Source organism: Actinokineospora baliensis, assembly GCF_016907695.1.
GTDB lineage: Bacteria > Actinomycetota > Actinomycetes > Mycobacteriales > Pseudonocardiaceae > Actinokineospora > Actinokineospora baliensis.
In genome coordinates, this window is record NZ_JAFBCK010000001.1 from 2,999,645 (window position 1) to 3,021,199 (window position 21,555).

The 21,555-nt window shown below is 70.6% G+C and carries 21 protein-coding genes and 1 tRNA gene; 9 read left to right on the plus strand and 13 right to left on the minus strand.

All coding sequences use genetic code 11. The annotated features are described in order from the left end of the window. Positions 1-301: 301 nt before the first annotated feature. From JOD54_RS14415 to JOD54_RS14425, 3 genes are all read left to right on the plus strand, one after another. Entirely contained in the window at positions 302-733 is a 432-nt protein-coding gene (locus JOD54_RS14415) for a DUF3052 domain-containing protein (protein WP_204451025.1), read from the plus strand. A 105-nt stretch (positions 734-838) separates the two neighbouring features. Beyond that, positions 839-1,297: a peroxiredoxin gene (locus JOD54_RS14420; protein ID WP_204451026.1), complete on the plus strand. Its 459-nt coding sequence runs from the start codon at positions 839-841 to the stop codon at positions 1,295-1,297. A gap of 39 nt (positions 1,298-1,336) precedes the next feature. Next, a tRNA-Val gene (locus JOD54_RS14425) sits at positions 1,337-1,408 on the plus strand. Positions 1,409-1,617: 209 nt separating this feature from the next. On the opposite strand, the gene JOD54_RS14430 is transcribed toward JOD54_RS14425, so the two are convergent. The 10 genes from JOD54_RS14430 to JOD54_RS14475 all read right to left on the minus strand — a co-directional run bounded on the left by JOD54_RS14430 (position 1,618) and on the right by JOD54_RS14475 (position 13,029). Continuing rightward, entirely contained in the window at positions 1,618-3,291 is a 1,674-nt protein-coding gene (locus JOD54_RS14430) for a TIGR04141 family sporadically distributed protein (RefSeq protein WP_204451027.1), read from the minus strand. Positions 3,292-3,655: 364 nt separating this feature from the next. Then, a complete protein-coding gene (locus JOD54_RS14435) occupies positions 3,656-3,841 on the minus strand; it encodes a hypothetical protein (protein ID WP_204451028.1) in 186 nt (61 codons plus the stop codon). A gap of 255 nt (positions 3,842-4,096) precedes the next feature. Further along, positions 4,097-5,917 (minus strand): S1 family peptidase, encoded by a 1,821-nt coding sequence (locus tag JOD54_RS35035; protein ID WP_204451029.1) that lies wholly within the window; start codon positions 5,915-5,917, stop codon positions 4,097-4,099. A 90-nt stretch (positions 5,918-6,007) separates the two neighbouring features. Beyond that, positions 6,008-6,763, minus strand: coding sequence for a hypothetical protein (locus tag JOD54_RS14445; protein WP_204451030.1), 756 nt, complete (start codon positions 6,761-6,763; stop codon positions 6,008-6,010). Continuing rightward, complete coding sequence (locus tag JOD54_RS14450; protein ID WP_307860021.1) at positions 6,750-8,258, minus strand: substrate-binding domain-containing protein; 1,509 nt, start codon at positions 8,256-8,258, stop codon at positions 6,750-6,752. Before JOD54_RS14450 ends, JOD54_RS14445 begins: the two co-directional genes overlap by 14 nt. After that, positions 8,249-9,469 carry a hypothetical protein gene (locus JOD54_RS14455; protein WP_307860022.1) on the minus strand — a complete coding sequence of 407 codons (1,221 nt, stop codon included), beginning with the start codon at positions 9,467-9,469 and terminating at the stop codon, positions 8,249-8,251. The genes JOD54_RS14450 and JOD54_RS14455 overlap by 10 nt, the downstream gene beginning before the upstream one ends. Before the next feature lie 118 nt (positions 9,470-9,587). After that, the gene (locus JOD54_RS14460; protein WP_204451031.1) at positions 9,588-10,292 is read right to left on the minus strand and encodes a DedA family protein; all 705 of its coding nucleotides are present in this window, start codon (positions 10,290-10,292) and stop codon (positions 9,588-9,590) included. A 225-nt stretch (positions 10,293-10,517) separates the two neighbouring features. Continuing rightward, positions 10,518-11,519, minus strand: coding sequence for a lipoyl synthase (gene lipA / locus JOD54_RS14465; RefSeq protein WP_204451032.1), 1,002 nt, complete (start codon positions 11,517-11,519; stop codon positions 10,518-10,520). A 17-nt stretch (positions 11,520-11,536) separates the two neighbouring features. Further along, on the minus strand, positions 11,537-12,466 hold the full coding sequence (locus JOD54_RS14470; protein ID WP_204451033.1) for an oxidoreductase: 930 nt from the start codon (positions 12,464-12,466) through the stop codon (positions 11,537-11,539). A gap of 59 nt (positions 12,467-12,525) precedes the next feature. Next, positions 12,526-13,029, minus strand: a complete 504-nt coding sequence (locus JOD54_RS14475; RefSeq protein WP_204451034.1) for a hypothetical protein — start codon at positions 13,027-13,029, stop codon at positions 12,526-12,528. Positions 13,030-13,150: 121 nt separating this feature from the next. Here JOD54_RS14475 and JOD54_RS14480 point away from each other — a divergent pair, with 121 nt between their 5' ends. The 6 genes from JOD54_RS14480 to JOD54_RS14505 all read left to right on the plus strand — a co-directional run bounded on the left by JOD54_RS14480 (position 13,151) and on the right by JOD54_RS14505 (position 18,893). Further along, the gene (locus JOD54_RS14480) at positions 13,151-13,795 is read left to right on the plus strand and encodes a TetR/AcrR family transcriptional regulator (RefSeq protein ID WP_204451035.1); all 645 of its coding nucleotides are present in this window, start codon (positions 13,151-13,153) and stop codon (positions 13,793-13,795) included. Positions 13,796-13,835: 40 nt separating this feature from the next. Then, positions 13,836-14,849, plus strand: a complete 1,014-nt coding sequence (locus tag JOD54_RS14485) for a hypothetical protein (protein WP_204451036.1) — start codon at positions 13,836-13,838, stop codon at positions 14,847-14,849. Between the two features lie 58 nt (positions 14,850-14,907). Next, positions 14,908-15,942 carry a hypothetical protein gene (locus tag JOD54_RS14490; protein WP_204451037.1) on the plus strand — a complete coding sequence of 345 codons (1,035 nt, stop codon included), beginning with the start codon at positions 14,908-14,910 and terminating at the stop codon, positions 15,940-15,942. A gap of 67 nt (positions 15,943-16,009) precedes the next feature. Beyond that, positions 16,010-17,029 carry a hypothetical protein gene (locus JOD54_RS14495; protein ID WP_204451038.1) on the plus strand — a complete coding sequence of 340 codons (1,020 nt, stop codon included), beginning with the start codon at positions 16,010-16,012 and terminating at the stop codon, positions 17,027-17,029. Positions 17,030-17,075: 46 nt separating this feature from the next. Beyond that, entirely contained in the window at positions 17,076-18,101 is a 1,026-nt protein-coding gene (locus JOD54_RS14500) for a hypothetical protein (RefSeq protein ID WP_204451039.1), read from the plus strand. A 480-nt stretch (positions 18,102-18,581) separates the two neighbouring features. Then, positions 18,582-18,893 (plus strand): hypothetical protein, encoded by a 312-nt coding sequence (locus JOD54_RS14505; RefSeq protein ID WP_204451040.1) that lies wholly within the window; start codon positions 18,582-18,584, stop codon positions 18,891-18,893. A gap of 11 nt (positions 18,894-18,904) precedes the next feature. Here the strand turns inward: JOD54_RS14505 and lipB are convergent, their stop codons facing one another. The 3 genes from lipB to JOD54_RS14520 are packed head-to-tail and all read right to left on the minus strand — an operon-like array spanning position 18,905 to position 21,119. Continuing rightward, complete coding sequence (lipB, locus tag JOD54_RS14510) at positions 18,905-19,642, minus strand: lipoyl(octanoyl) transferase LipB (RefSeq protein ID WP_204451041.1); 738 nt, start codon at positions 19,640-19,642, stop codon at positions 18,905-18,907. Further along, positions 19,639-20,247 carry a phosphatase PAP2 family protein gene (locus JOD54_RS14515; RefSeq protein ID WP_204451042.1) on the minus strand — a complete coding sequence of 203 codons (609 nt, stop codon included), beginning with the start codon at positions 20,245-20,247 and terminating at the stop codon, positions 19,639-19,641. The genes lipB and JOD54_RS14515 overlap by 4 nt, the downstream gene beginning before the upstream one ends. Further along, positions 20,244-21,119, minus strand: a complete 876-nt coding sequence (locus tag JOD54_RS14520; RefSeq protein WP_204451043.1) for a TIGR01777 family oxidoreductase — start codon at positions 21,117-21,119, stop codon at positions 20,244-20,246. The genes JOD54_RS14515 and JOD54_RS14520 overlap by 4 nt, the downstream gene beginning before the upstream one ends. Positions 21,120-21,555 lie beyond the last annotated feature (436 nt).

Sequence of the window (21,555 nt, forward strand, 5' to 3'; positions counted from 1 at the left end):
CTGATCAGAGGACAAGTTTTCGCGCGCGCGATACCACGCGCCCGGGTGACACTCTGCCATGTTCCGCTCGCCGGGCGGCGGCGTCATCCTTACTGTTCAGTAGACGACGTGGGACAGCCCGCACGACCCGGCGCGCCGGAGCGGCTGGCGGCCCCGGTAGCGGCGTGTCGAACAGCGGACGGTTGCGCAGGTGGCCACTGTCAGTGTTCGCTATCGCCTAACCGAACAGGCACAACGCGGTCGACGGCCCTCGGACGAGGGGGCAGGAGCACCGCGAGAGCACAACTGGAGGAGTGACACCGTGGTGGCCGCGGGAGACGCCGGGAACGCCGACGTCGCCGACAAGCTGGGGATCGAGGCAGGCAACGTAGTCCAGGAGCTCGGCTGGGACGAGGACGTCGACGACGACCTGCGTGCGGCGGTGGAGGAGCGCATTGGCTCCGACCTGCTGGACGAGGACGCCGACGAGGTCGTCGACATCGTCCTGCTGTGGTGGCGCGAGGAGGACGGGGACCTCGTCGACACGCTGATGGACGCGATCGGGCCCCTCGCCGACAACGGCGTGATCTGGGTGCTGACACCCAAGACCGGCAGGCCGGGGCACGTCGAACCGAGCGACATCGCCGAGGCGGTGCCCACCGCGGGGTTGGCCCAGACCTCCAGCGTCAGCGTCGGCCAGGACTGGGCCGGTACCAGGTTGGTGGCGCCCAAGTCGGCCAAGCCCAAGCGCTGACCCTGTGCTGGTGGTCACCCGGGTGCTCACCCACCCGGGTGGCCTAGGCTGGCCGTGCACAGTCTCGGCGCGGCGACGCGCCCCCAGCCGCGGAGGATTCCTGGTATGGCGGTCGAGGTCGGTTCGAAGGCCCCGGACTTCACGCTCAACGACTACAACAAGCAGCCGGTGGCGCTGGCGGACTACCGGGGGGCCAAGAACGTGCTCCTGGTGTTCTACCCGTTCGCCTTCAGCGGCACCTGCCAGGGCGAGCTCTGCCAGGTCCGCGACGAGCTCGCCGACTACAGCGACAACAACGTCCAGGTCATCGGTGTGTCGGTCGACACCCCCTTCAGTCTCAAGGCCTGGGCGACCCAGCAGAACTACCAGTTCCCCCTCCTCTCCGACTTCTGGCCCCACGGCGACGTAGCCAAGCTCTACGGCGTCTTCAACGAGGCGGCGGGCCTGGCCAACCGGGGCACCTTCCTGATCGACACCGAAGGCACCGTCCGCTTCGCCGAGATCAACGGCCCCGGCGAGGCCCGCGACCAGGAGGCCTGGAAGAAGGCCGTGGCCGCGCTGTAGGTTCGACCCCGCGCCCCGAGTCGGTGGGGGCGCGGACCCGGGCGCATAGCTCAGCGGGAGAGCACTCGGTTTACACCCGAGCGGTCGCAGGTTCGAATCCTGCTGCGCCCACAGAATCATTTGATTGCAGGAGCCCGCCTGGCGCAGCTGATTTTCTACCCCGTCCGGGCGCGGGTGTACTCGGTAGCTCGACTGCCTTCTTGCATCGGGTGCTGCGCACGAGCGGGGCTCGGACCGGCCGCATGACGAGTACGCCTCTGATGAGGAGCACGGGCCATGTCATGGCCGGTCCGAGCGGTGAAGCGCCCTATGGCCTGAGATCAGGCGGCTTGGCTTGATCGGCCGTTCTTCCTCGACTTCGCGACAAAGGGGATGTTGGCGAACTGGAGCGTCATGCCGAGGTAAGACAGTTCCTGGCTCAACCGGATCAGGCCGACCTGGGTCAGGGTGAACAGCGTCTGCACTCCCCACTGTCGACCGCCGATGGCCAAGACCACCGTCCGCGGTCTGGTCGTGATCGTTCTGGCGTTGTCGGCCATCCTGACCTTGGTGTCGAGCTGCCCCAACGCCTCGGGCTCGGAGCGTAGTGACCAGGCGGATGCTCGGGTTTGGGTGAAGAGGTGCCCCATCGCGGCTGCGCCCGAGGGCCACTTGACGTGGATCAGCTCGTTGTCGGGACCCAGCAGGTCCGCCAGCTCGAGCCGGGGGTGCATCGGTGTTCGGGCGAGGTTCTTGTCCAGGCAGAGGAAACCGGACTGCTCGGCCACCAGTTCGCAGTACCGGTGCTCGTCGTCGGGCGAGCTGGCTCGCCGCCAGGTCGGGAACGGCAGCGGGCTGGTGTTGGCGAAGAGTTCGGCCAATCGTTCGTGGACTCGGGCGACAGCGTCCTCGCCGATCTCGTACCAGCGGCCGCGGTTGAGGCAGAAGGTCTTGCTCCCGAGCGTGGTCTCGAAGGAGATCCACTTGTCGAGCGTGATCGGCCGGACGAGGGCATCCTCGCCCTGGTCATCGGCGCACGGCGCCAAGCGCGCGGTCTTCAACTCCGCGAGGCGCGCGCCCTCGGTGATCTGGGCGAACCGCGCGGTGACCTCGTCGATGTCGACATCGGGATCGAGCCGAACGTGGCCGAGGCCGCCGAAGCTCGTGATGGCGAAGGAGTTCGCCTCCGCCGCGGCGGCGGCGGCCGCATTCGGCCAGCAGAGGCCGATCGGCCCGAAGCGCGTGTCGCCGCCGAGGGCAACGGCAAGCCTTGCCTCGAGTTCGGCCATCAAGGGGTGGTTCGCCCCTGCCGGTCGCACCTGGTTGATGAAGCGCAAGGGGGACGCCGCGTCAGTGGAGTCCACCACTGCGCAGATGGTGCGCAGGTCCGCCACGAAGTCCTCGGGCGACCGGCCCAGTTGGATGTGCAGTGAGTCGCCTGCCTTGATCTGCCAGGTCTTGCCGGTAGCCCGGTGATAGGTCAGGCCCGCCATGTCGGCGGGCCCGGTCACGTGCGTCACGACCTCACCCGCGGGTTCCAGGGGAAAGGCGGAAAGCGGGTTGCCGAGCGGGAACGAGGTCCGCGTTTGCCGTGACGTCGTGTCCACCGAGGCGCTGTTCACGGTGCGCAGGTTCGAGGGGTCGACGCGGCGGACGGCGAACGCCAAGCCGAAGCCCTCGTCCAGCAGTGTTTCGTCCAGCAGGTGGTGCGCGCCCACGCCCCAGGTGGCGGCGCACACCCAGTCCTGGTCGAGTTCGACCACGACGACGAGGAAAGGCGATCGAACAGCGAGTTCCAGGTCCACACCGGTGATCTGCCGGGGGTGGTCGCCCCACGACGCGTTGTTGCCCACGCGTCCACCTGCCACGAGGTGGGCGGTGGCGCCCGCTATCCGGGTCGTCTGATCGACTTCGAGTTCAGCGTCCTTGGGGGGCTTGAGGTAGTCGGTGAGGGGGAGGCCTGCCGGGAACCGGTAGATGGTCACCGGCGCGGTGGGGAGTTTCTTTCCAGGCAAAGTGAAATCATCCTTGTTCGTGCACGGGCGGACATCGCGGTTGCCCGACGCGCCCGTCCTTCTTCGAGTCCATCATGGACAGTTTTCCCGCGCGCGGTGATCACGGGCGAGTGGTTCGACTCGCCCGTGTGCGCGGAGGTCACCGACTGCGGTGAGCGGGGGACAGGTCGAAAGACCTCGACGGCTTGACTCTCAACCGAAACACCCAAGCAGGCCAAGTCACGCGGCCGAACTCTGGTGGGCGGGGGCGTCTGGCCCTAGACTCGAAGGGCTTCCTCCAATTCCGGTTATCAGGCCAGTGGATGGGGTGAGCTTCGCGCGGCCTCCTGTTGCAGCAGGGGGCCGCGCTTGTGTTCGACTGTGATCAAACGAGAACCATGCCCTCACTCGAACGTGACAAAGCATGCCTCATCGAGCCCAGCGTTGTCGCATCGAGGTCGCGGCGTGTCGCCGAGCGGCCGAAGTTTTCAGCCCGACGGAGGTCGAGTTCAGCCGAACTGATGAGCGGGATGCTCGTCGCCGCCAGTTTCTGGTCGACCGAGGCAATCATGGGGAAACCCACGGTTGTCATGAATCCGCCGTCGGGCGGGAAATGTGTGACAAATGCTGGACACATCGCGCGAGCGCTATACGGGGGGGCAGGTTGGTCGTCACTGTAGGTGATTTTCTAGCGGTAAACATGACTCTGCATGGGCTGAACGGGTGTTGCGGTTTGGGGACCGTTCGGCGCACCGCCAGGGATCCGACCTGCTCTTGATCCGATCAGGGGCTGGCTCCCGTGGGACGACGGGAGCCAGCCGTCTGGTTACGGGTAGTTGTAGCCGAGGGTGTAGGAGCCGCTGCCTGTTACGGATTTGATCTGGTAGCGGTAGTAGCCCGCGGTTCCGGTGTAGGTGAGGGTTTCACTGGAGCCCGCTGTGGTCGCTTGGGCGACGGTGGGCCAGGTGGAGCCGTTCCATTTTTGGAGGTATAGGTCGTAGTTGGCGGAGGTGGGGCCGGTCAGGCAGGCTTTGTGGGCGCCTGCCACCGTGGTTTGGAAGAAGGAACCGTCGGGTTGGTATTGGGTGGCTCCGGTGGTGAGGGAGCCGGTTTTGGTGACCTTCATGCCCTGGCACGGTGTTTGTCCACCTGGGACGGTCAGGGTGTAGGTGGCCGGGGCGGTGGTGGCGCCTGTTGCCGAGGCGGTGATGGTGTAGGTGCCGGGGGCGGTTGCGGTGCCGACGTTGATGGTGAGGGTGCTGGACTGGCCCGCGGTGACGGCGGTGGGGGAGAACACGGCTGTGGTTCCGGCCGGGGCTCCGGTGGCGCTCAGGGTGAGCGTCGGGTTGCCGCTGATGGTGGGGGTTTGCAGGGTCGCCGTGGTCGAGGTGCCCTGGTTCACCGTGCCGGAGGTGGGTTGCAGTGCCAGGACGGGGGTGTTGCCGCCGCCGCTGGTGTTGTCGATGTCGTTGCGGATCTCGTTGTACACCAGGGTGATCCGGGTGCCCCAGTTCGGGCAGCCGCCCAGGTGGTGCAGGGCGATCACCTTGTGCGAGGAGCCCGCCAGGACCGGCGAACCCGAGTTGCCGCCCGAGGAATCGCAGCGGTAGCCGGTGTTGACCCCCGAGGACACCACGTCGATCTTGCAGGTGGCGCCGCCTTCGGACTCCTCGAACAGCGACATCCGCTTGGGCAGGACGTCGCCGTGGCCCGCGATGTAGATCCGCTCGTTGGCGGTCGGTTCGCGCACGTCCAGGTACAGCGTGCCGTACTGGCGGATGCTCTCGAAGTTGGTGACGCTGAACAGGGTGTAGTCCAGGTTCTGCAGCGAGCTGGTGCGGATCAGGTCCTGGCCCGCGACCTTGGTGCCGGTGCGCGGGTTGTTCCCGCCGCAGGTGGCGCACTGGTAGTCGAACTGGAACTCGCTGGAGCGCAGTTCCGCCGCGTCGGCGACGCAGTGCGCGTTGGTCAGCATCCGGTTGGTGTTGCCGACCCGCCACGCCGTGCACGAGCCGAGGCCGTTGACCAGCTGCCTGGCCACCGCGTGCGAGCGCGCGTACTCGGTGGGGTGGCTGTTCTGGTAGCAGACGACGTCCTTGCGCGCGTCGTTGCCGCACACGCTGAACGGCCGCGGGTTGTTCGCGGCGAACTCGGCCGCCCCGAAACCGCGGTCGTAGCGGGTGACCCGGGTGCCGTAGCCCTGCCGGGTCAGCCGGGCGCCGTCGCGGGCACCGGTGGCGTGCAGGGTGACCACCGCGGTGTCGCCGTCGATCGACATGGCCGCGAACCCGGGGCCGCCGTGCTCGGTGAAAGACGAGCCCTTCGACCGGTCGGCGTAGTAGGTGTAGACCTCGCGGCCGTCGGGGGACGCGACGGTCACGTAGTCACCGCCCACCAGTTTCAGCGGCGCGAAATGCACCTTCACATAACTGGCACCCGGTGCCGTGAACTCGGTGCGCCAGGAATTCCCAGTATTGCCATACCGGATCGCGGTGTTGGTGCTCTCACTGGCGCCGGTCGTGCTCACCGGGCTGGCCGCCGCCGGGGCCGGTGCGGGTTCGGCCAGGTCAGCGGCACCGGTGGGCGGTGCGGGGCCCACCACGGCGGCGACCAGCACAGCGGCCGGGACAAGCAGACGTCGAAGCATTCTCGCTCCTGGAGGCAGGGTATCCATTCAAAGAAAAGACTGCCCTGCCGCCAACACGTCCGGGGTCATCTCAGATCCCCATAACAGAATTCACTGGAAGATGGCGATCGGCCTGATCACCAGTTCCCCCGTGCCCGATTTCCACGATTGGACCTTGCCCAGGCAGCGCGCCTGGAACGGCCCGTCCGGGATCTCGTCGTCGCGCAGGCCGTCCTGGTGGCACTCGATGCGCACCTGCGGCCCCTCCTCCGGGTCGTCCGGGTCGCCGAACGGGGCCAGCAGGACCGTGCGCGACCCCGACTGCTCGGCGACCCGGAACGACCCGCGCACCGAGACGTAGTCGTTGATCGCGCGCAGCCGCACCGCCGCGCCGTCGTCGTGCACCCTGGTGAGCGCGGTGTTGCGCACGACGGTGCGCTTGCCGAGGTCGACGTGCACCACGCCGTCGGCGGCGCCGAGCACGTCGAGCAGGACGCCGATCACCGCGATCGGCTCTGCGGTGGTGATGTAGCGGCTGACCACCTCGCGCCCGCTGGTGCGCCCGCCGTCCACGCCGACGTCGCGGACCTTGAGCGCGATCTTGTGGTCCCGGTTGGTGCCGACCCGTTCCTCGACCTCGCGGCGCATCGCGTCGCCGTAGCCGCCGGACAGGTACAGGTCCATCACCGACTTCTCGTGCAGGTAGAAGGTCAACCCGGGCACCTCGCGCACCGGGGCGAAGCGCCGCCGCGACCGCCACGCCCACACCAGGGCGCCCAGCGCGACCACGACCGCCACCGCGGTGACCGCCCACACCAGCGCCCACGGCCACCACACCGACCACCACAGAGCCCTATCGACAGCCACGGATCTCCCTCACCGCCGCCTCCAGTGCCGCCTCGCTCGTCTCGACCACCCGTCCGCCGGTCGCCCTGGCCACCTCGCCCAGTTCCACCGGATCCGCCTCGCCCAAGGCGATCGCGTAGGTCGGCACCGGTCGTGCTCCGGCGCCGAGGAACTGCGCCGCGGTGATGCCCGCGTTGTTCTCCCCGTCGGTCATCAGCACCACCGACGCGTCACCGCGCACCGCCAGGTACCCCTGTTCCAGCGCGGACCAGATCGCCGTGCCCCGCCCGTCCGCCGGTGCCGCCAGCACCCCGGCCAGTGCGTCCACATCGGACTGACTGGTGACCGTGACCTCGTGCCGTTGCAGCACGGTGCCCGCGAAGCGCAGCACCGTGATCGTCTCCCCGACGTGGAACCTGGCGAAGCCGCCGGTGCCGGTCCCGCTGAGCGCCCGGAACGCCGCGCGCAGCCGCTCCACCCGGGGACCGGCCATCGAGGCGGAGTAGTCCAGCACGAACACCACCTGGTGGACCGCGCCGGAGGTCAGCCGCCGGTACGCGGCCAGCAGCGCGTCGAGGACCTCTTGCCGGTCGGGGAAGTAGAGCGCGTTGCCGATGGGCGCCCGCAGCCGCTGCGGCCGGTCCAGGCCGGGGTCGGCCGCGCGCCTGGCGGTGTTGTCCATGATCCAGCGCTGCGCGTGCTCGCCCTGCAGCCAGCCGACCGCCCGCTGGTAGCCCTCGCGCTTGGCCGGGTCGAGCAGGATCAGCGGGAACCGCGACAGCATCATCCCGTCGCGCGGGTAGATGATCTCCAGCGGTTCGCGCAGCCGCCCGCTGGCGTTGAGCGCCAACAGGGTCGACTCGTGCTCGACCACCGCGTCCACCTCGGCCTGCCGCGCGGTGAACTGCGCGATCAGGTCCGCGCTGCTGCGCGGCTGCAACACCTGCCCGGCGAGGAATCCGCCCAGCGCGACGCAGCTGACCTGCTCCTTGGTCAGTGCCCCGCCGGTGCCCGCGGCCGCGGTCGCCACCCCCACCAGCGCGGCCAGTCCGGAGCCGGACCCGCTCGGGTCGGTCATCCCGAACCGCAGTTCGCCCGCCGCCGCCCGATCCGCCACGTCCGCCCACGAGGGCTCCGCGCCACCCGCCGCCGCGCGCAGCTTCGCCGCGGCTCCCGGCCGCACCCCGACCACCAGCGGCGAGGACATCACCGTCGTCGAGGTCGGCAGCGCGTTGCCCCTGCCCTGGGCCTTGGCCCGCAGGTGCAGGAACCGGTCGGTCACCGGCCAGGCCAGGTCGTGCCGGTAGTCCCCCGACACCAGCTCGGTCTCCGGGTCGTCGACGTACTCCAGCGCCAGCTCCACCCCGGTTTCCCGGCGCAGGTCCGCCAGCAGCGGCTCCAGGTCCGCCAGTTCCCGGTCGGCCAGCACGGTCAGCCGGACCGGCTCCGGCCCGGCGGCCACGCAGCCCGCCAGTACCGCCAGCAGGACCAGCAGCGCCGCGGCCCTCACGGGCACCCGCCCACCTCGGTGACCATCTTCTCCAGCAGCGGCAACGACGGCAGGAACGTCTCGGTGTCACCGACCCCGGAGCTGGGCACCGGCAGGCCGCGCTCGGTGAGGAACCGCGAGAACTGGCCGGTGGTCAGCGTGTCGTCCGCCTCGAACACCCGGAACCCCAGTTCCAGCGCCCGCCTGCGCAGGTCGGGGTCGGTGGTGATCAGCTCGCCGAGCCGCTCGCCGCCGGGCGTCAGCGCCAGGAACTCGGGCACCGTCTGCAGCTGCGCGGCCGGGTACAGCAGCACCCTGCGGTCGTCGACCTCGCCGGTCTGGCGCAGTGTGCGCAGCTGGTGGGCGAGGAACTGGTGCTCGTAGATCACCGCGATCGGCGCCAACCCCTGCCCGTCGGGGGCGAGGTAGCTGCTCGACATGTCGTCGCCCGGCAGGCCCTGCGCGGTCAGCAACGGCTTGATCTCGCGCGCCAGGGCCACCGCGTCCGCCTCGGTCTGCGGTATGACGTTGCCGTTGGCCACGAACGCGACCAGCCCGAGGTAGGTGGCCGAGGAGTTCGACGAGCACAGGTCGGAGGTCTGCGCGAGAACCCGGTTGCTGTTGGTGAGCTTGCGGCCGGGCGCCGAGAGGCCGTCCCAGGTCTTGCCCTGCCGGATCAGCCCGATGAACCGGTCCATCGGCATGTCGTAGTACAGGCTCGGGCCCGTTGTCGGTTGCGGGGTCGCGACCGGCTCACCCGGCGTGTACCCGGCCAGCGCCGTGGCGTACTCGCGGTAGGTGGCCAGCACGATGGGGGAGAAGAACGGCTTGTAGAGCTTCGCGGGCCGGTGCCCCGACCGCGCCAGCCGCTGCTTGATCAGCAGGGCGGCGGGTTGTCCGGACGGGAACACGAAGTCGTAGTCGTCGAGGGAGTTGACCGCGATGTCGCGCGAACCCGCCCGGTCCAGCGACACCTGGATGCCGTGCGCCATCAGGATCCGGCGCACCTCGGCGTCGGTGAAGAACTCGGCCTTCGAGGCCAGCCTGCCGCTGACCACCACCACCTCGCGCAGTGGCAGCGCCAGCACCCCGCCCGCGAACAGCGCGATCGCCCCGACCACCGCGACCAGCGCCGACGGCAGGAACACGCCGAGGAAGCGCTTGCGGCGGAAGATCGACCTCGGTGGCTCGACGACGGTGAACCCCGGCTCGGCCACACCCCCCTGGCTGATGGCCACCGACCCCCTCCGGTTCGCCGAACCCCTTCCCACAAGGGAGATCGCTCGAACCGCACCGGCGATTACGGCCGCGGCGGCCGATCTTCGAACAAGATCGGCCGCCGCGGGGAGGTACGGGTCAGACGCGCTCGAGCTCCGGGTCGTCGTCCGGGCGGCGCTCGGCGGTCCCGCTCGGCACGGTCAGCGTCACAGCCTGGGCCTCGGCCGCCTTGCGCGCCTTCTTCCGCTTGCCGAGCACGATCTTGACCACCACGACGAGCACGACCGCGCCGAGCAGGATCGCGGCGCCGCCGCTGAGGTAGGACTCCAGCCGGTGCGCCGCCTCGCCGAGGGCGGCGCCGATGCCGATGTGCACCGCCGACCAGCACGCCGCGCCCGCGACCACCGCGGGCAGGAACTTGCGGTACGGCAGGTTCGAGGTGCCCGCCGCCGCCGGGGTCAGCGTCCGCACCACCGGCATGAACCGGGCGAAGAACACCGCCCAGGCGCCGCGGCGGCGCAGGATGTCGGTGGCCTTGTCCCAGCCCTCCACCCCGTACTTCTGGATGAGCTTGGTGTCGCGCAGCTTGACCCCGTACTTGCGGCCGATGAAGTAGCCGATGGAGTCGCCGATGCCCGCGCAGACGGTGACCACGGCCCACAGGATCAGGAACCGGGGGACACTGTTGACGGTGGTCGCGGCGATCAGCAGACCGCCTTCACCCGGGGCGATGAACCCGAGGCCGATGGTGCACTCGGCGAGCACCAGGCCACCGGTCGCGGCAACCAGGGCGGGCTGCGGCAGCGCCTGCAGCCACTCCAGGACGTCGGTCAACAAGGCCACGGGTCGGTTCCCCTCCACCAGTGGGCACCAGGCTCTCCGGTGCCGTTCCTCCCGCGCGGCGGCCCCCACCGGCCGCGCTCGGGACTTGGGACGTACCGCACCGCCACCCGGTTGCCGCGCGCCCGCACTCAGTCTTTCGTCCGCGGTGAGCGTGACATAACCGGGATGTCCCGGAGATCGTCCCAGGAGTCGACCGCCGGATCATCCCAGGGGCTGACCGGGCGGCTACCGCTTGAGCAGCGCGCTGATCTCCTGGCTCGACTCGCCCGCCTCGGCCAGGTGCCGCAGGTTCTCCGGGACCTGCTGGCCCCGGTGCTCGACGGCCTGGGTGTAGAGCCGACCGGCCCGGTAGGACGACCGCACCAGCGGACCGGCCATGACCCCGGCGAAGCCCAGGCCCTCGGCGGTCTCCTTGTGCGCGAGGAACTCCTCCGGCTTGACCCACCGGTCGACCGGGTGGTGGCGCACGCTCGGCCGCAGGTACTGGGTGATGGTGATGATGTCGCAGCCCGCTTCGTGCAGGTCCGACAGCGCCTCGGTGACCTCGTCCGGCGTTTCGCCCATGCCCAGGATCAGGTTGGACTTGGTGACCAGGCCGAAGTCGCGGGCCGCGGTGATGACCGCCAGCGAGCGCTCGTAGCGGAACGCCGGGCGGATCCGCTTGAAGATCCGCGGCACCGTCTCCAGGTTGTGCGCGAGCACCTGCGGCCGCGAGCCGAACACCTCGGCCAGCTGGTCCGGCTCGGCGTTGAAGTCGGGGATGAGCAGCTCCACGCCGGTGCCCGGGTTGAGCGCGTGGATCTGGCGGACCGTCTCGGCGTAGAGCCAGGCGCCGCCGTCCTCGAGGTCGTCGCGGGCGACACCGGTGATCGTCGAGTAGCGCAGGCCCATCGCCTGCACCGACTCGGCCACCCGGCGCGGCTCGTCGCGGTCGAGGTCGGCGGGCTTGCCGGTGTCGATCTGGCAGAAGTCGCAGCGGCGGGTGCACTGCTCGCCGCCGATCAGGAAGGTCGCCTCGCGGTCTTCCCAGCACTCGTAGATGTTGGGACAGCCGGCTTCCTCGCACACCGTGTGCAGGCCCTCGCGCTTGACCAGGCCCTTGAGCTCGCGGTACTCCGGGCCCATCTTGGCCCGGGTCTTGATCCACGAGGGCTTCTTCTCGATCGGTGTCTGGCTGTTGCGCACTTCCAGGCGCAGCATCTTCCGACCCTCAGGCGCGACTGTCACACGGCCAGGTTACGCCTCTAGGCCGGTTCCGGGGAAACGCCGGTCAACTCGGCTGTGCGCACCCACAATGTCCGGCCAAGTGTGGGGTCGAGGGCCAAAGATCGCGGTCGGGCCAGACCCACCTGGCCGTACATCTCGCCCGGTCCGGTCGGTCCGTAGTACTGCCCGCCGGTGACCTCGGGCGCGGTGGCGGCGTACAGCTGCGGCAGCACGGCGCGGTCGACGGGCGCGGTCACCAGCCGGGTACCCGCCCGGACCACCGCGGCCAGGCCCCGACCGACCGGCCCGCCGACCCGCGACCGCGTCGAGTTGCCCGTCAGCTCGGTGTTGGCCAGGCCGGGGTGCGCGGCGACGCTGAGCAGGTCGAGCCCGGCCGCCTCCGCCCGCCGCTGCAGTTCGACCGCGAAGACCAGGTTCGCCAGCTTGGACTGGGCGTAGGCGGCGCCTGCCTGGTAGCGCCGCCGCTCGAAGTTGAGGTCGGTGATGTCGAACCCGTCGTTGCGGTGCGCGATGCTCGACACGGTCACCACCCGGGCACCGGCCGCGGCGCGCAGCGCGGGCATCACCAGCCAGGTCAGCGCGGCGTGGCCGAGGTGGTTGGTGCCGATCTGCGACTCGAACCCGTCGGCGGTGCGCCCCTTGGGCGGCACCATCACGCCCGCGTTGTTGACCAGCACGTCCAGCCGGTCACCCGTGCGCTCCCGCACCTGCTCGGCCGCGGCCCGCACCGACGCGAGGTCGGCGAGGTCCAGCTCCAGCAGTTCGGCGGCGCCGGTCACGGTCCGCAGCGCCGCCCGCCCGCGCTCGACCGAGCGGCACGCCATCAGCACGTGCGCGCCGTGCTCGCTGAGCAGTTGCGCCGTGCGCAGGCCCAGCCCCGAGTTCGCCCCGGTGACCAGGGCGGTCTTCCCGGTCAGGTCGGGGACGTCGGCAGCGGACCAGCTCATGGGTGCCCTCCTCTTCACGCGTGCTACCCGAGGGTAGGCAGCGGGCACTGAGGAACCGCTCAGGCGCTGGCGGCCAACCGGCGCGCGAAGTGCCGGACCGGGCGGCGGCGCGGCGGGGTGGTGCGCAGCAGCGCGGTGAACGCGGCGCCGACCCGGGTGATCTCCGCCCTGGCGTCGGCGGGCCCGGCCAGGCCCGCGGCCAGTGCCAGCATCCGCTGCTCGCCCTCCAGGCCGGGTCGCAGCACCTCGGGGCTGGCGGTGGTGTGCGCGTCGAGGACCGCGCGCAGCAGTGCGTGCTCGGTGGCGGTGTCCAGCCACGCCCGGGTGACCGCGTCGACCAGGTCGACACCCGGCTCGCGCTCGGCGTCGGACTGGGCCAGGCCCACGCGGCCGGTGAGCTTGAGCGTCCAGCGGTACTGCAGCGCGAGCAGCACCTGCCCCGGGCTGTCGAACAGGTCGGCGACCTCGCCGGTGAACGGGATGGCGCCACCCGGGTTGTGCCTGAGGTGTTCGAGCACGCCGTCGAGCGCGGCGTGCCTGCGGTGGTAGTCGGACCAGCTCATCGTGACCTCCCCGGACCCGCGTACATACCACCGGTCTTCGGCATACCGTCGGTATGAACCAGGACGCGCCCAACGTACCACGGGTACGTACCGTCGGTATGTCCTGCGGATGACCTAGGGTGTGAGCGTGCCGACAGCCCGACCCCGCCGGGAGGACTACAGCGAGTCGACCAGGAAGGCGCTGGTCGACTCCGCCGTGGTGCTGTTCACCAAGCAGGGCTACGCCGCCACCTCCCTCGACGCCATCGCCCGCCGCGCGCGGGTCACCAAGGGCGCGCTCTACCACCACTTCAGCGGCAAGCAGGCCGTGTTCGAGGCCGCCTTCGGCGCCGTGGAGAAAGCCGTCCTGGCCCGCCTCGGCGAGGTCGTCACCGGCCCCGGCAGCCCGTGGGACCGCGCGGTCAGCGGCCTGCAGGCCTACGTCCAGGTCTGCCTGGAGCCGTCCTACCAGCGCATCGCCATCCACGAGGGCCCGGTCGTGATGGGCTGGGAGCGCTGGCGCGAGGCCGAGGAGCACTTCAGCTTCGGGCTGGTCAAGGCCGCCATCGAAGCCCTCATCACGGCGGGCGAGATCGACGACCTGCCGGTCGAGGTCACCGCCAGGATCCTCTTCGGCGCCCTGCAGACCGGGGCGGCCATCATCGCGGGCGCCGACGACCCCAGGCAGGCGGGCGCCGAGGTGTCGCAGACGATCATCAGGGTTCTGGAGGGCATGCGGGTGCGGCGTCCCAGTTGCGCCGCCTGCGGAACCGAACCCGCCCCCTAGGATCACCGCCGGTAGCGGCGGATGGCCCTTGGGGGAGACCGTGATCGAGCCTGTGCTGGAGCGGCCGGTGTTGGCCGACCCGACCACCGACCTCTTAGTGCGTTTGCGGCCAAGGGCCGAGCGGGAGGTACTGCGCTCGCCGGTGTTCCTTACGGTCCTTCTAGCGGCACTGACCGTCTTCATCGTGATGTACGGGAACATCCTGTTGGCCGTACTGCCTGGCGTCTTCTGCCTGCTGAACCTGGGGGTCTTGTCCTACCTGTGGTCATTGGTGCGGTCGAGCAGGCGCGGCGCTGCTTTGCTCGTCGACGCTTACTGGCGTCCGACCGAAGTGACTGTGCTGCGGGGAAGCAGCATCAGCACGGATCTGTCCACGCCCTCTGGGGCACTGCGAGTGCTGGGGCTGTCCACAGCGCACCGACCAGTCCTGCGCCGCACTGGCCGCGCTTGGATCGTCGGCCCTGATAGCTCTGGCGACGCCGCGGTGCGGATCGAGGGCTCTTTTGAGGCGTACCCGGCGGTCCGGTTGGCCAAGGCGCCCGCACCAGGCCCGGTCCCGAAAGCCGAGACCACCGACCCGACCCTGCTCTGGGCGAAGAACCTGTCCGCCCGGGCGTGGCTCCTCGCTTCGCCTGCGGTGGGCCTGCTGGTGGGGGTCCTGGCATTTGTGGCCGACGTCGACCTGCTGGTGCTGCTGGTCATCACCCTCGTCGTGGTGTTGGGCCTCGCGCTGGGCCAGGTGAAGAACCTGCACCGGTGGATCGACCGCAAGCTCCCGAGGCTGGTCGCGGCAGGAGGCTGGGTGGCTGCGGGAGCGACCCTCTCGCCGTGGACGCCGCGGGTTGACTCCTCGGCGGAGACGAGCGTGGCGCTGCGGTTGGACAGCGGTGTGGTCGCGACCGTGGCCCTGCCCAACGCGCTCACCGACCTGCTCGGCGCCATCGTCGACACCGGGGGTGTGTGGGTGGCGGGAACGATTGCTCCCGGCAACACCGTCGCTGTCGGGTTTCCCGGGTATCCACTGGTGGCCGCGGGGACGGTGCTGCCGGGCTGAGGCGGGTGGCGGTCTACAGTCACCGCGCTGTTGCTCGACGACTACCTGGGGGTAGCCCGTGTTGACCGAACCCGCGCCGGACCAACCCGTCCTGGCCGATCCGACCACCGCCGCGCTGGTCGCTTTGAATGACCGGCCGTGGTCGAGGTTGCGCCCGTTCGTCACCGCCGGGGTCCTGGTTGCCCTCGCCGTGGCGGTCGACCAGTGGTGGGGCAGTGATCCGCTGGTACTGCTGTTCGTGTTGGGCGCCGGGCTCAACGTGATCGCGGGCAGCCACCTCCTGCGCCTGCACCGGCTGAACCGGGCCGCCGCGGGGATGCTCGCCACAACACCGTGGATCCCGGTGGAGGCCCAGATCCTGCGCGGCGCCTCCGGGATCACCGACCTGCGGGTGCAACGCGAGGACGGCGTGCTCGCGCTGCGGGTGTTCCTGCTCACCGCCCCGCACCGGGTGGTGCTGCGGCGCACGGGCAAGGTGTGGATAGCCGGGCCGAACTTCGACGGCGTGGCCGCGGTGCGGGTCGAAGGTTCACACATGGCCTGGCCCGCCCGGCTGCTACCCGACCTCCCGGAACAACGCCCCACCAGCCGCGGCGACCAGGTCGAGCCCACCGCGGCCATGGCGGCGGCCCTGCGCAAGCGGGTCAACGCCCACCTCGTCTCCGTGCCGGTGGTGTTGGTCGTCGCGTACCTCATCGCGACCTCCCAGGGTGTGTTCGAGCCGCTGGTGTTCGCCAGCTCAGCGATAGCCGGACTCGTGGTCGCCGGTGCCGCGGTGTACCGAACGCGCCACCGGTTACCCGACCGCGCACTCCCCGGCCTGGTCGCCGCAGGTGGCTGGGTAGCCGCTTCGGCCACCGTCGACCCCTGGACCCCGCGCCCGGACGGCTCCGTGGAGGCCCGTGTCACTCTGCGCCTGCCCGACGGCCCTGCGGCGGTAGTGCTGCTGCGCAGCGCGTCAATCGACCTGCTGGGAACCATCGGCGAGACCGGCGGGGTGTGGGTGACCGGTTCGGTGGTCCCCGGTGGGGTGGTCGCGGTCGGATTCCCGGAGTATCCGCTGGTAGCGGCTGGGAGCGTGCTCTCGCTTTGACGGCGGGCGGCGGTTACAGTGTCCGCCGTTCGGGGGAATGCCCCGTCATCCTTCTGGGGGTAGCTCCGTGCTCGACCCTGTTGTCGGCCAGCCTGCGTTGGCTGACCCGACCACCGCCGCTCTGCACGTCGCGCGGCGTTCGCTGGACCGGCGCAAGGTCGGCCCCCTCATCGGCGTCTTGGTCGCGGTCTTCGGCGCCTGGTACGTCTCCCGCACGCTGGACAGCGCACTGCTGTTCGGCCTGTTCCTGCTGTTGGCGGCGGTGAACCTCGGGGTGGCCTGCTACGCGCTGCGTGCCCGCCAGTTGTCCCTGCGCGCCGTCGGCCTGCTCGGCGAGCGGTCGTGGATCCCGGTCGACGTTGAGGTCTTGCGCGGTACCACCGGGATCACCGATGTTCTCGCCGACGGCGCCGCGCTGCGCGTGTTGTCGCTCACGGCCGCACACCGGGCTGTCTTGCGGCGGACCGGCCGAGCCTGGGTGGTCGGTCCGACCGCAGACGGGGTGGCGGCGCTGCGGGTGGAGGGTTCGCACGAGGCGTGGCCCGCGCGGGTGCTGCCGACCGCGCCCGCGCGGCGACCGGCGCCCAGCACAGATGTCGTCGAGCCCACCCTTCGCGCGGCGGAGGTACGGGCCAGGCGGGCGAAGGCGCTCCTGTTCTTCCCGGCGGTGCTGGTCGTCTACGCCGTGTACGTGGCGACCCTCTTCGGCGGTTTTCAGTGGTACCTCTTCATCGCCGGGATGTCCGGACCCCTGATGGCCCTGGTCTTGGTGGTCCTGTTTCGCCACCGCCTGCCCGACCGGCGGTTGCCTGCCCTCGTTCGCGCGGGTGACTGGGTCCGCGCCGAGGTGACTGTCCACTCGCGAACCCCGCGCAGGGACGCGACCGCCGCGGCCAGCGCCACGCTCCGCCTCCCCGACGGCGCGACGGTCGCTGTCGTGGCGGGCAACGCCCATCTCGACCTGCTCGGCACCATCACCGAGACCGGCGCGGTCTGGGTGGCGGGCACTGTCGCCCTTGGACGGACGGTCGCGCTGGGATTCCCTGGGTATCCGCAGGTCGCGGCAGCGAAGGTCACCGGCAGCTGAGCGTGCCGCGGCTAACGGACTGAGGCTGCGGAGCGATCATGAAAACGTGCCTGTGATCGCCGAGAGCCCCGTCGCCGCGCCGGATCCGACCGTGCCCGCGGCCGCCGACCCGACGACAGTGATCCTCATGTGGGTGCGGCACATGCGGCGCACCCACATGAAGTTCGCGGCCAGGCTCATGGTCGTGTTCGCCGTGTGGACCCTCTTCTCCAACCTGTTCCTGTCCACTGTGGAGTTCAGCTACCGGTCCCTGCTCCTCCCTTTGCTCTACCTCGCCGCCGTCGCGTGGTTGTGGTCCCCGCTCGGCGTGAAGCCGTGGGAGAACCTGCCCACCGATGAGCTCCAGGCCAGGCCTTGGCGCCCTGTTGGTGCCCGCGTGCTGCGTGGTCGGCGGAAGATGGCCGTCATCGAGGTGCTCATCGGCGGTGAGCAGGTGGCGCTGGACGTCCGGATCGATCCGGCGCACCTGGCGATGGTCACCGACGCGGTGTGGCTCGTGCCCGTCGAGGGACCGTGGTTCATGGTGCGCGTGCCCGGCTCTCGGGAGCTGTTCTCCGCTAGGCGGGGCAAGGTGGTTCCGGTGGCCGAGCCCGCCGCGGTACCGGTCACCGAACGTTGGGCGCGGGTGCTGCGCGACCAGCTCACCTCGATCGCGGCTCAGTCCGCCTTCGGGGCGTGCTTGGCGGCGGCAACGGGGTTCGTGGTGTTCGGTTTCCAAGTGGCCGCTGCGGCATCGCTGGCCGTTGTGGTGATCTTCCTCCCCGCGCTGGCGTTGGGCCTGCGTCACCGGCTTCCCGACTTCCGCCTCCCCACCCTCGTCCGCGCCGCCGACTGGACCCGCGCCGACGCCGTGCTGTCCCCGTGGCGCTCACGCCGTGACGGCACCGCTGCCGTGACCGCCACGCTGACCCTCCCGGACGGCACCACCCGCACCGCCACCATCCCCGCCGCGACCGTGGACCTCCTGGGCGCCGTGTTCGAGAGTTCGACCCTGTGGGTGGGCGGCCACACCGGCCGCGTCGCCGTGGGTTTCCCGGGTTATCCGCACGTCGCCTACGCGGACCTGTCGTGAGCCTTCCCGACTGCGTTGCCCCACCCTCTTGGGCGGCGCGCAGTTCTTCCTTTTCTGGGCGAGCGTGTACCTACTGGTCACCCGAGCCGACCTCGCTGGCTCCGATCCCCGGTCTTGGATCTTCCCGCTGCTCTGCGTCGTTGCGGCCACGTGGACGCCGCTGGCGATCGGACCGTGGAAAGGGTCGTGATCACTGACAAACTCGAGGTTCCGCTGTGGTGCGAGATGGAGGCCTGTGTGCTGGCCCGGCGTGCTCGAGGTGGTCGTCGATGGCGAGCCGGAGGTGCTGCGCACTTGGGTGGACTTGGCGCACCTGGCGAGAATCACCGACACGGTGTGGCTGGTGCCAATCCGCAGGCCAAGCACGGCAAGGCGGTCCCGCTGTTGAGCTCGCCCCTGTTCCGGGTCACAGAGCAGTAGGCGCGTGTGCTGCGCGGTCGGGTCAACGCGAAGTTCGCGCGGGCACTCCTGGGGGCCGTGGTGATCGGAATCCCCACCTTGGCCGCCCTGTGGCGCCACCTCCTGCCCAACCTGCGCCTCCCCGCCGTCGCCACCTGGACCGAGGCCGACGCCGAGCTGTCCCCTTGGCGCGCCCGCCACGACGGCACCGCCCGCGCCACGGTCACCCTGACGCTCCCCGACGGGACCACCCGCACCGCCACCCTGCCCGCCGCGCCCCTGGACCTCCTCGGCGCCATCACGGACAGCTCAACCCTCTGGGTCGGTGGCACCACCGGCCGCGTCGTCGTCGGATTCCCGGGGTACCCGCACACATCACCTACGCCGACCTGACGTGAGCGTGCCTAGTTCGGGGTGGCCAGTGCGAAGGTCACGCCGGGGCTGGTGGGCTCGGCTCGGCGGATCCAGTGCTCGGTGACGGGCAGTTTGCCGTCGAGGGCGTCGGGGATGGCGGTCTTCGCCAGTTCCAGGACCTCCGCCACGGTCACCGTGCGGCCCAGTTCCTCCGACAGCGAGGTCACACCCGCGTCGCGGATGCCGCAGGGGACGATGGTGTCGAAGGCGGACAGGTCGGCGTCGCAGTTGATCTGGAAGCCGTGCAGGGTCACGCCCCGCTGGACCCTGATGCCGATGGCGCCGATCTTGCGCTCGGGGCGGCCGTCGCCAGCGGGCAGCCAGACGCCGCTGCGGCCCTCGACCCGGCCGGTGGGCAGGCCGAGGTGGGCGCACATGGCGATCAGGCCCTCCTCGAGGCGGCGGACGAAGTCGACGACGTCCACCGGGTCCGAGAGCTTGATGATCGGGTAGCCGACCAGCTGCCCTGGGCCGTGCCAGGTGATCTTGCCGCCGCGGTCGATGTCGATGACCGTGGTGCCGTCGGTGGGGCGTTCCTCGGGGGTGGTGCGCTTGCCCGCGGTGAATACCGAGGGGTGCTCCAGCAGCAGCAGGGTGTCCTCGCCGGTGCCGTCCGCGCGGGCGTCGACCAGGTCGCGCTGCACGGCCCAGGCCTCGTGGTAGTCGATCGTGCCGACTTCGCGCACCGAGACCGGGTGGGTGTCGGCGCGGCAGGAGAAGGTGCTCACCCCCCGAGGGTACGCGCGGGCAGCAGCCGCAGCGCGACCCCGGCCAGCAGCCCGACCGCCACCACACCCACCGTCGCGCCGACCACGTCGGTGAGCCAGTGCACGTCCAGCAGCACCCGGCACAGCGCCGCCGCGGCGACCGCCAGCACGGTCACGACCACTACCAGTCGCAGCCGGTGCCCGGCCAGCCACGCGCACAGCACGACCGCGGTGAACCCCACCGCCGCCACCGACACCACGTGCCCGCTGGGGAAGCTGAAGTCCGGGTAGTCGCGCGGCCTGGCCCGGTCGAACACCGGCTTGACCAGCGAGACCGCCCGGCACACCGCCAGCAGCAGCACGCAGCGCAGCAGCAGCCCCATCAGCCGGGGTCTGCCCCGGTTCACCAGCGCCGCCACGATCAACCCCAGCGCCGCGACGACCGGCAGGACCGGCCCGAGCACCAGGCTGCCCACGTAGGCGATCCGCCCGGCGGTGCCCTGCCAGTCGGCACCGAGGGTGTCGGCGACCGCCGTGTCCACCGCGGGGGTCGCGTCGGAGACGATCTTGCCCAGGATGAAGAACAGACCGAGCAGCAGCACGCCGAGCGCGGCGAGCCGCCTCACCGAGCCTCCGTGGCCGCCAGGGCCTTGTCGATCGTGCCGTACCGGAAGTGGAAGCCGTTGTCCCGCAACACCTTCGGCTCCACCTGCTGGCTGCGCAGGATCTCGTCGGCGAACTCACCGGTCACCAGGCGCAGCGCGGCGCGCGGGACCGGCAGGATCGCGGCCCGGAACTTGGTCTTGGCGAAGGCGCGGGTGAACTCGGCGTTGGTGACCGGCGCGGGCCCGACCAGGTTCACCGGCCCGGCGATGTCGTTGCGCAGCAAGAAGGCCAAGGCCGCCACCTCGTCGTCCACGTGGATCCACGGCATGTACTGCTCGCCGCTGCCCAACCGACCGCCGATCCCGAGGAAGAACAACGGCCGCAACCGACCCAGCAGCCCGCCACGCGGCGAGAGCACCTGCGCAGAGCGCGCCAAAACCACCCGCGCCCCCTTCGCCGCCTCCGTCGCGGCTTCCCACCGCTGGCACAACTCGGCCAGGAAGCCCCCGCCCGCCGGGGTGGACTCATCGGCCGGACCGTCGGTGTCGCCGTAGTAGCCGACCGCGGAACCGTTGACCAGCACCGGGATCGAGTGCTCGGCGACCGCGGCGGCCAGCACCTCGGTCGGCTCGATCCGCGAGTCCAGCAGGACCTGCTTGCGCGCATGGCTCCACCGCCGGTCACCGATCCCGGCCCCGCACAGGTTCACCACCGCGTCCACCCCGGACAGCGCACCCTCGGCGATCACCCCCGCAGGCGGGTCCCAAGACCGTTCGTCGGGAGCCTGCGCGGGGCGCCGCACCAACCGCAACACCTCATCGCCGTCCGCGCGCAACCTGGCGACAAGAGCAGACCCAATAAGCCCGGAAGACCCGGCGACGAGTACGCGCATGCCCTGATCGTCCCAACCATCCCGCTCACCCGCACGCTCGGGTGATCACCCCCGGACGCGGTGGCCGGTGGTCCTGCCCTCCAGCAACGGCGAACGGCCGCCCCCGCAGTGGGAGCGACCGTCGCGGGTGGGCAGGACCTCGGGCCGATGTCGCCTCCGAGGGCGACCTCTGCAGTGGGTTCTCGACCGCGGCTAGGAATCGGCCTGCGCGGGCGCTATCGGCGAGGTGGTGGATGTCGGCGAGAGCGAGGTGCGCCGTCGCGCGGATGCTGATCGGCTCCGTCATCCCGCTCGGCGGCGTCGAGGTCCGAGCGCGGCCCGACCTCGACGTCGGCATCGGCGACCGGCCCGCGTCGGCGCCGTCGACGAGGCGGTCGTTGGGTGAGTGCGGGGTGTCTCGTCGCGCGGATGCTGATCGGCTCCGCCATCCCGCTCA

Excerpts from the sequence above, each read along its gene's own strand:
- JOD54_RS14420 (WP_204451026.1), top strand. The coding sequence starts at position 839 with ATGGCGGTCGAGGTCGGTTCGAAGGCCCCGGACTTCACGCTCAACGAC.
- JOD54_RS14435 (WP_204451028.1), bottom strand. The coding sequence starts at position 3,841 with ATGATTGCCTCGGTCGACCAGAAACTGGCGGCGACGAGCATCCCGCTC.
- JOD54_RS35035 (WP_204451029.1), bottom strand. The coding sequence starts at position 5,917 with ATGCTTCGACGTCTGCTTGTCCCGGCCGCTGTGCTGGTCGCCGCCGTG.
- JOD54_RS14470 (WP_204451033.1), bottom strand. The coding sequence starts at position 12,466 with ATGAGCTGGTCCGCTGCCGACGTCCCCGACCTGACCGGGAAGACCGCC.
- JOD54_RS14475 (WP_204451034.1), bottom strand. The coding sequence starts at position 13,029 with ATGAGCTGGTCCGACTACCACCGCAGGCACGCCGCGCTCGACGGCGTG.
- JOD54_RS14520 (WP_204451043.1), bottom strand. The coding sequence starts at position 21,119 with ATGCGCGTACTCGTCGCCGGGTCTTCCGGGCTTATTGGGTCTGCTCTT.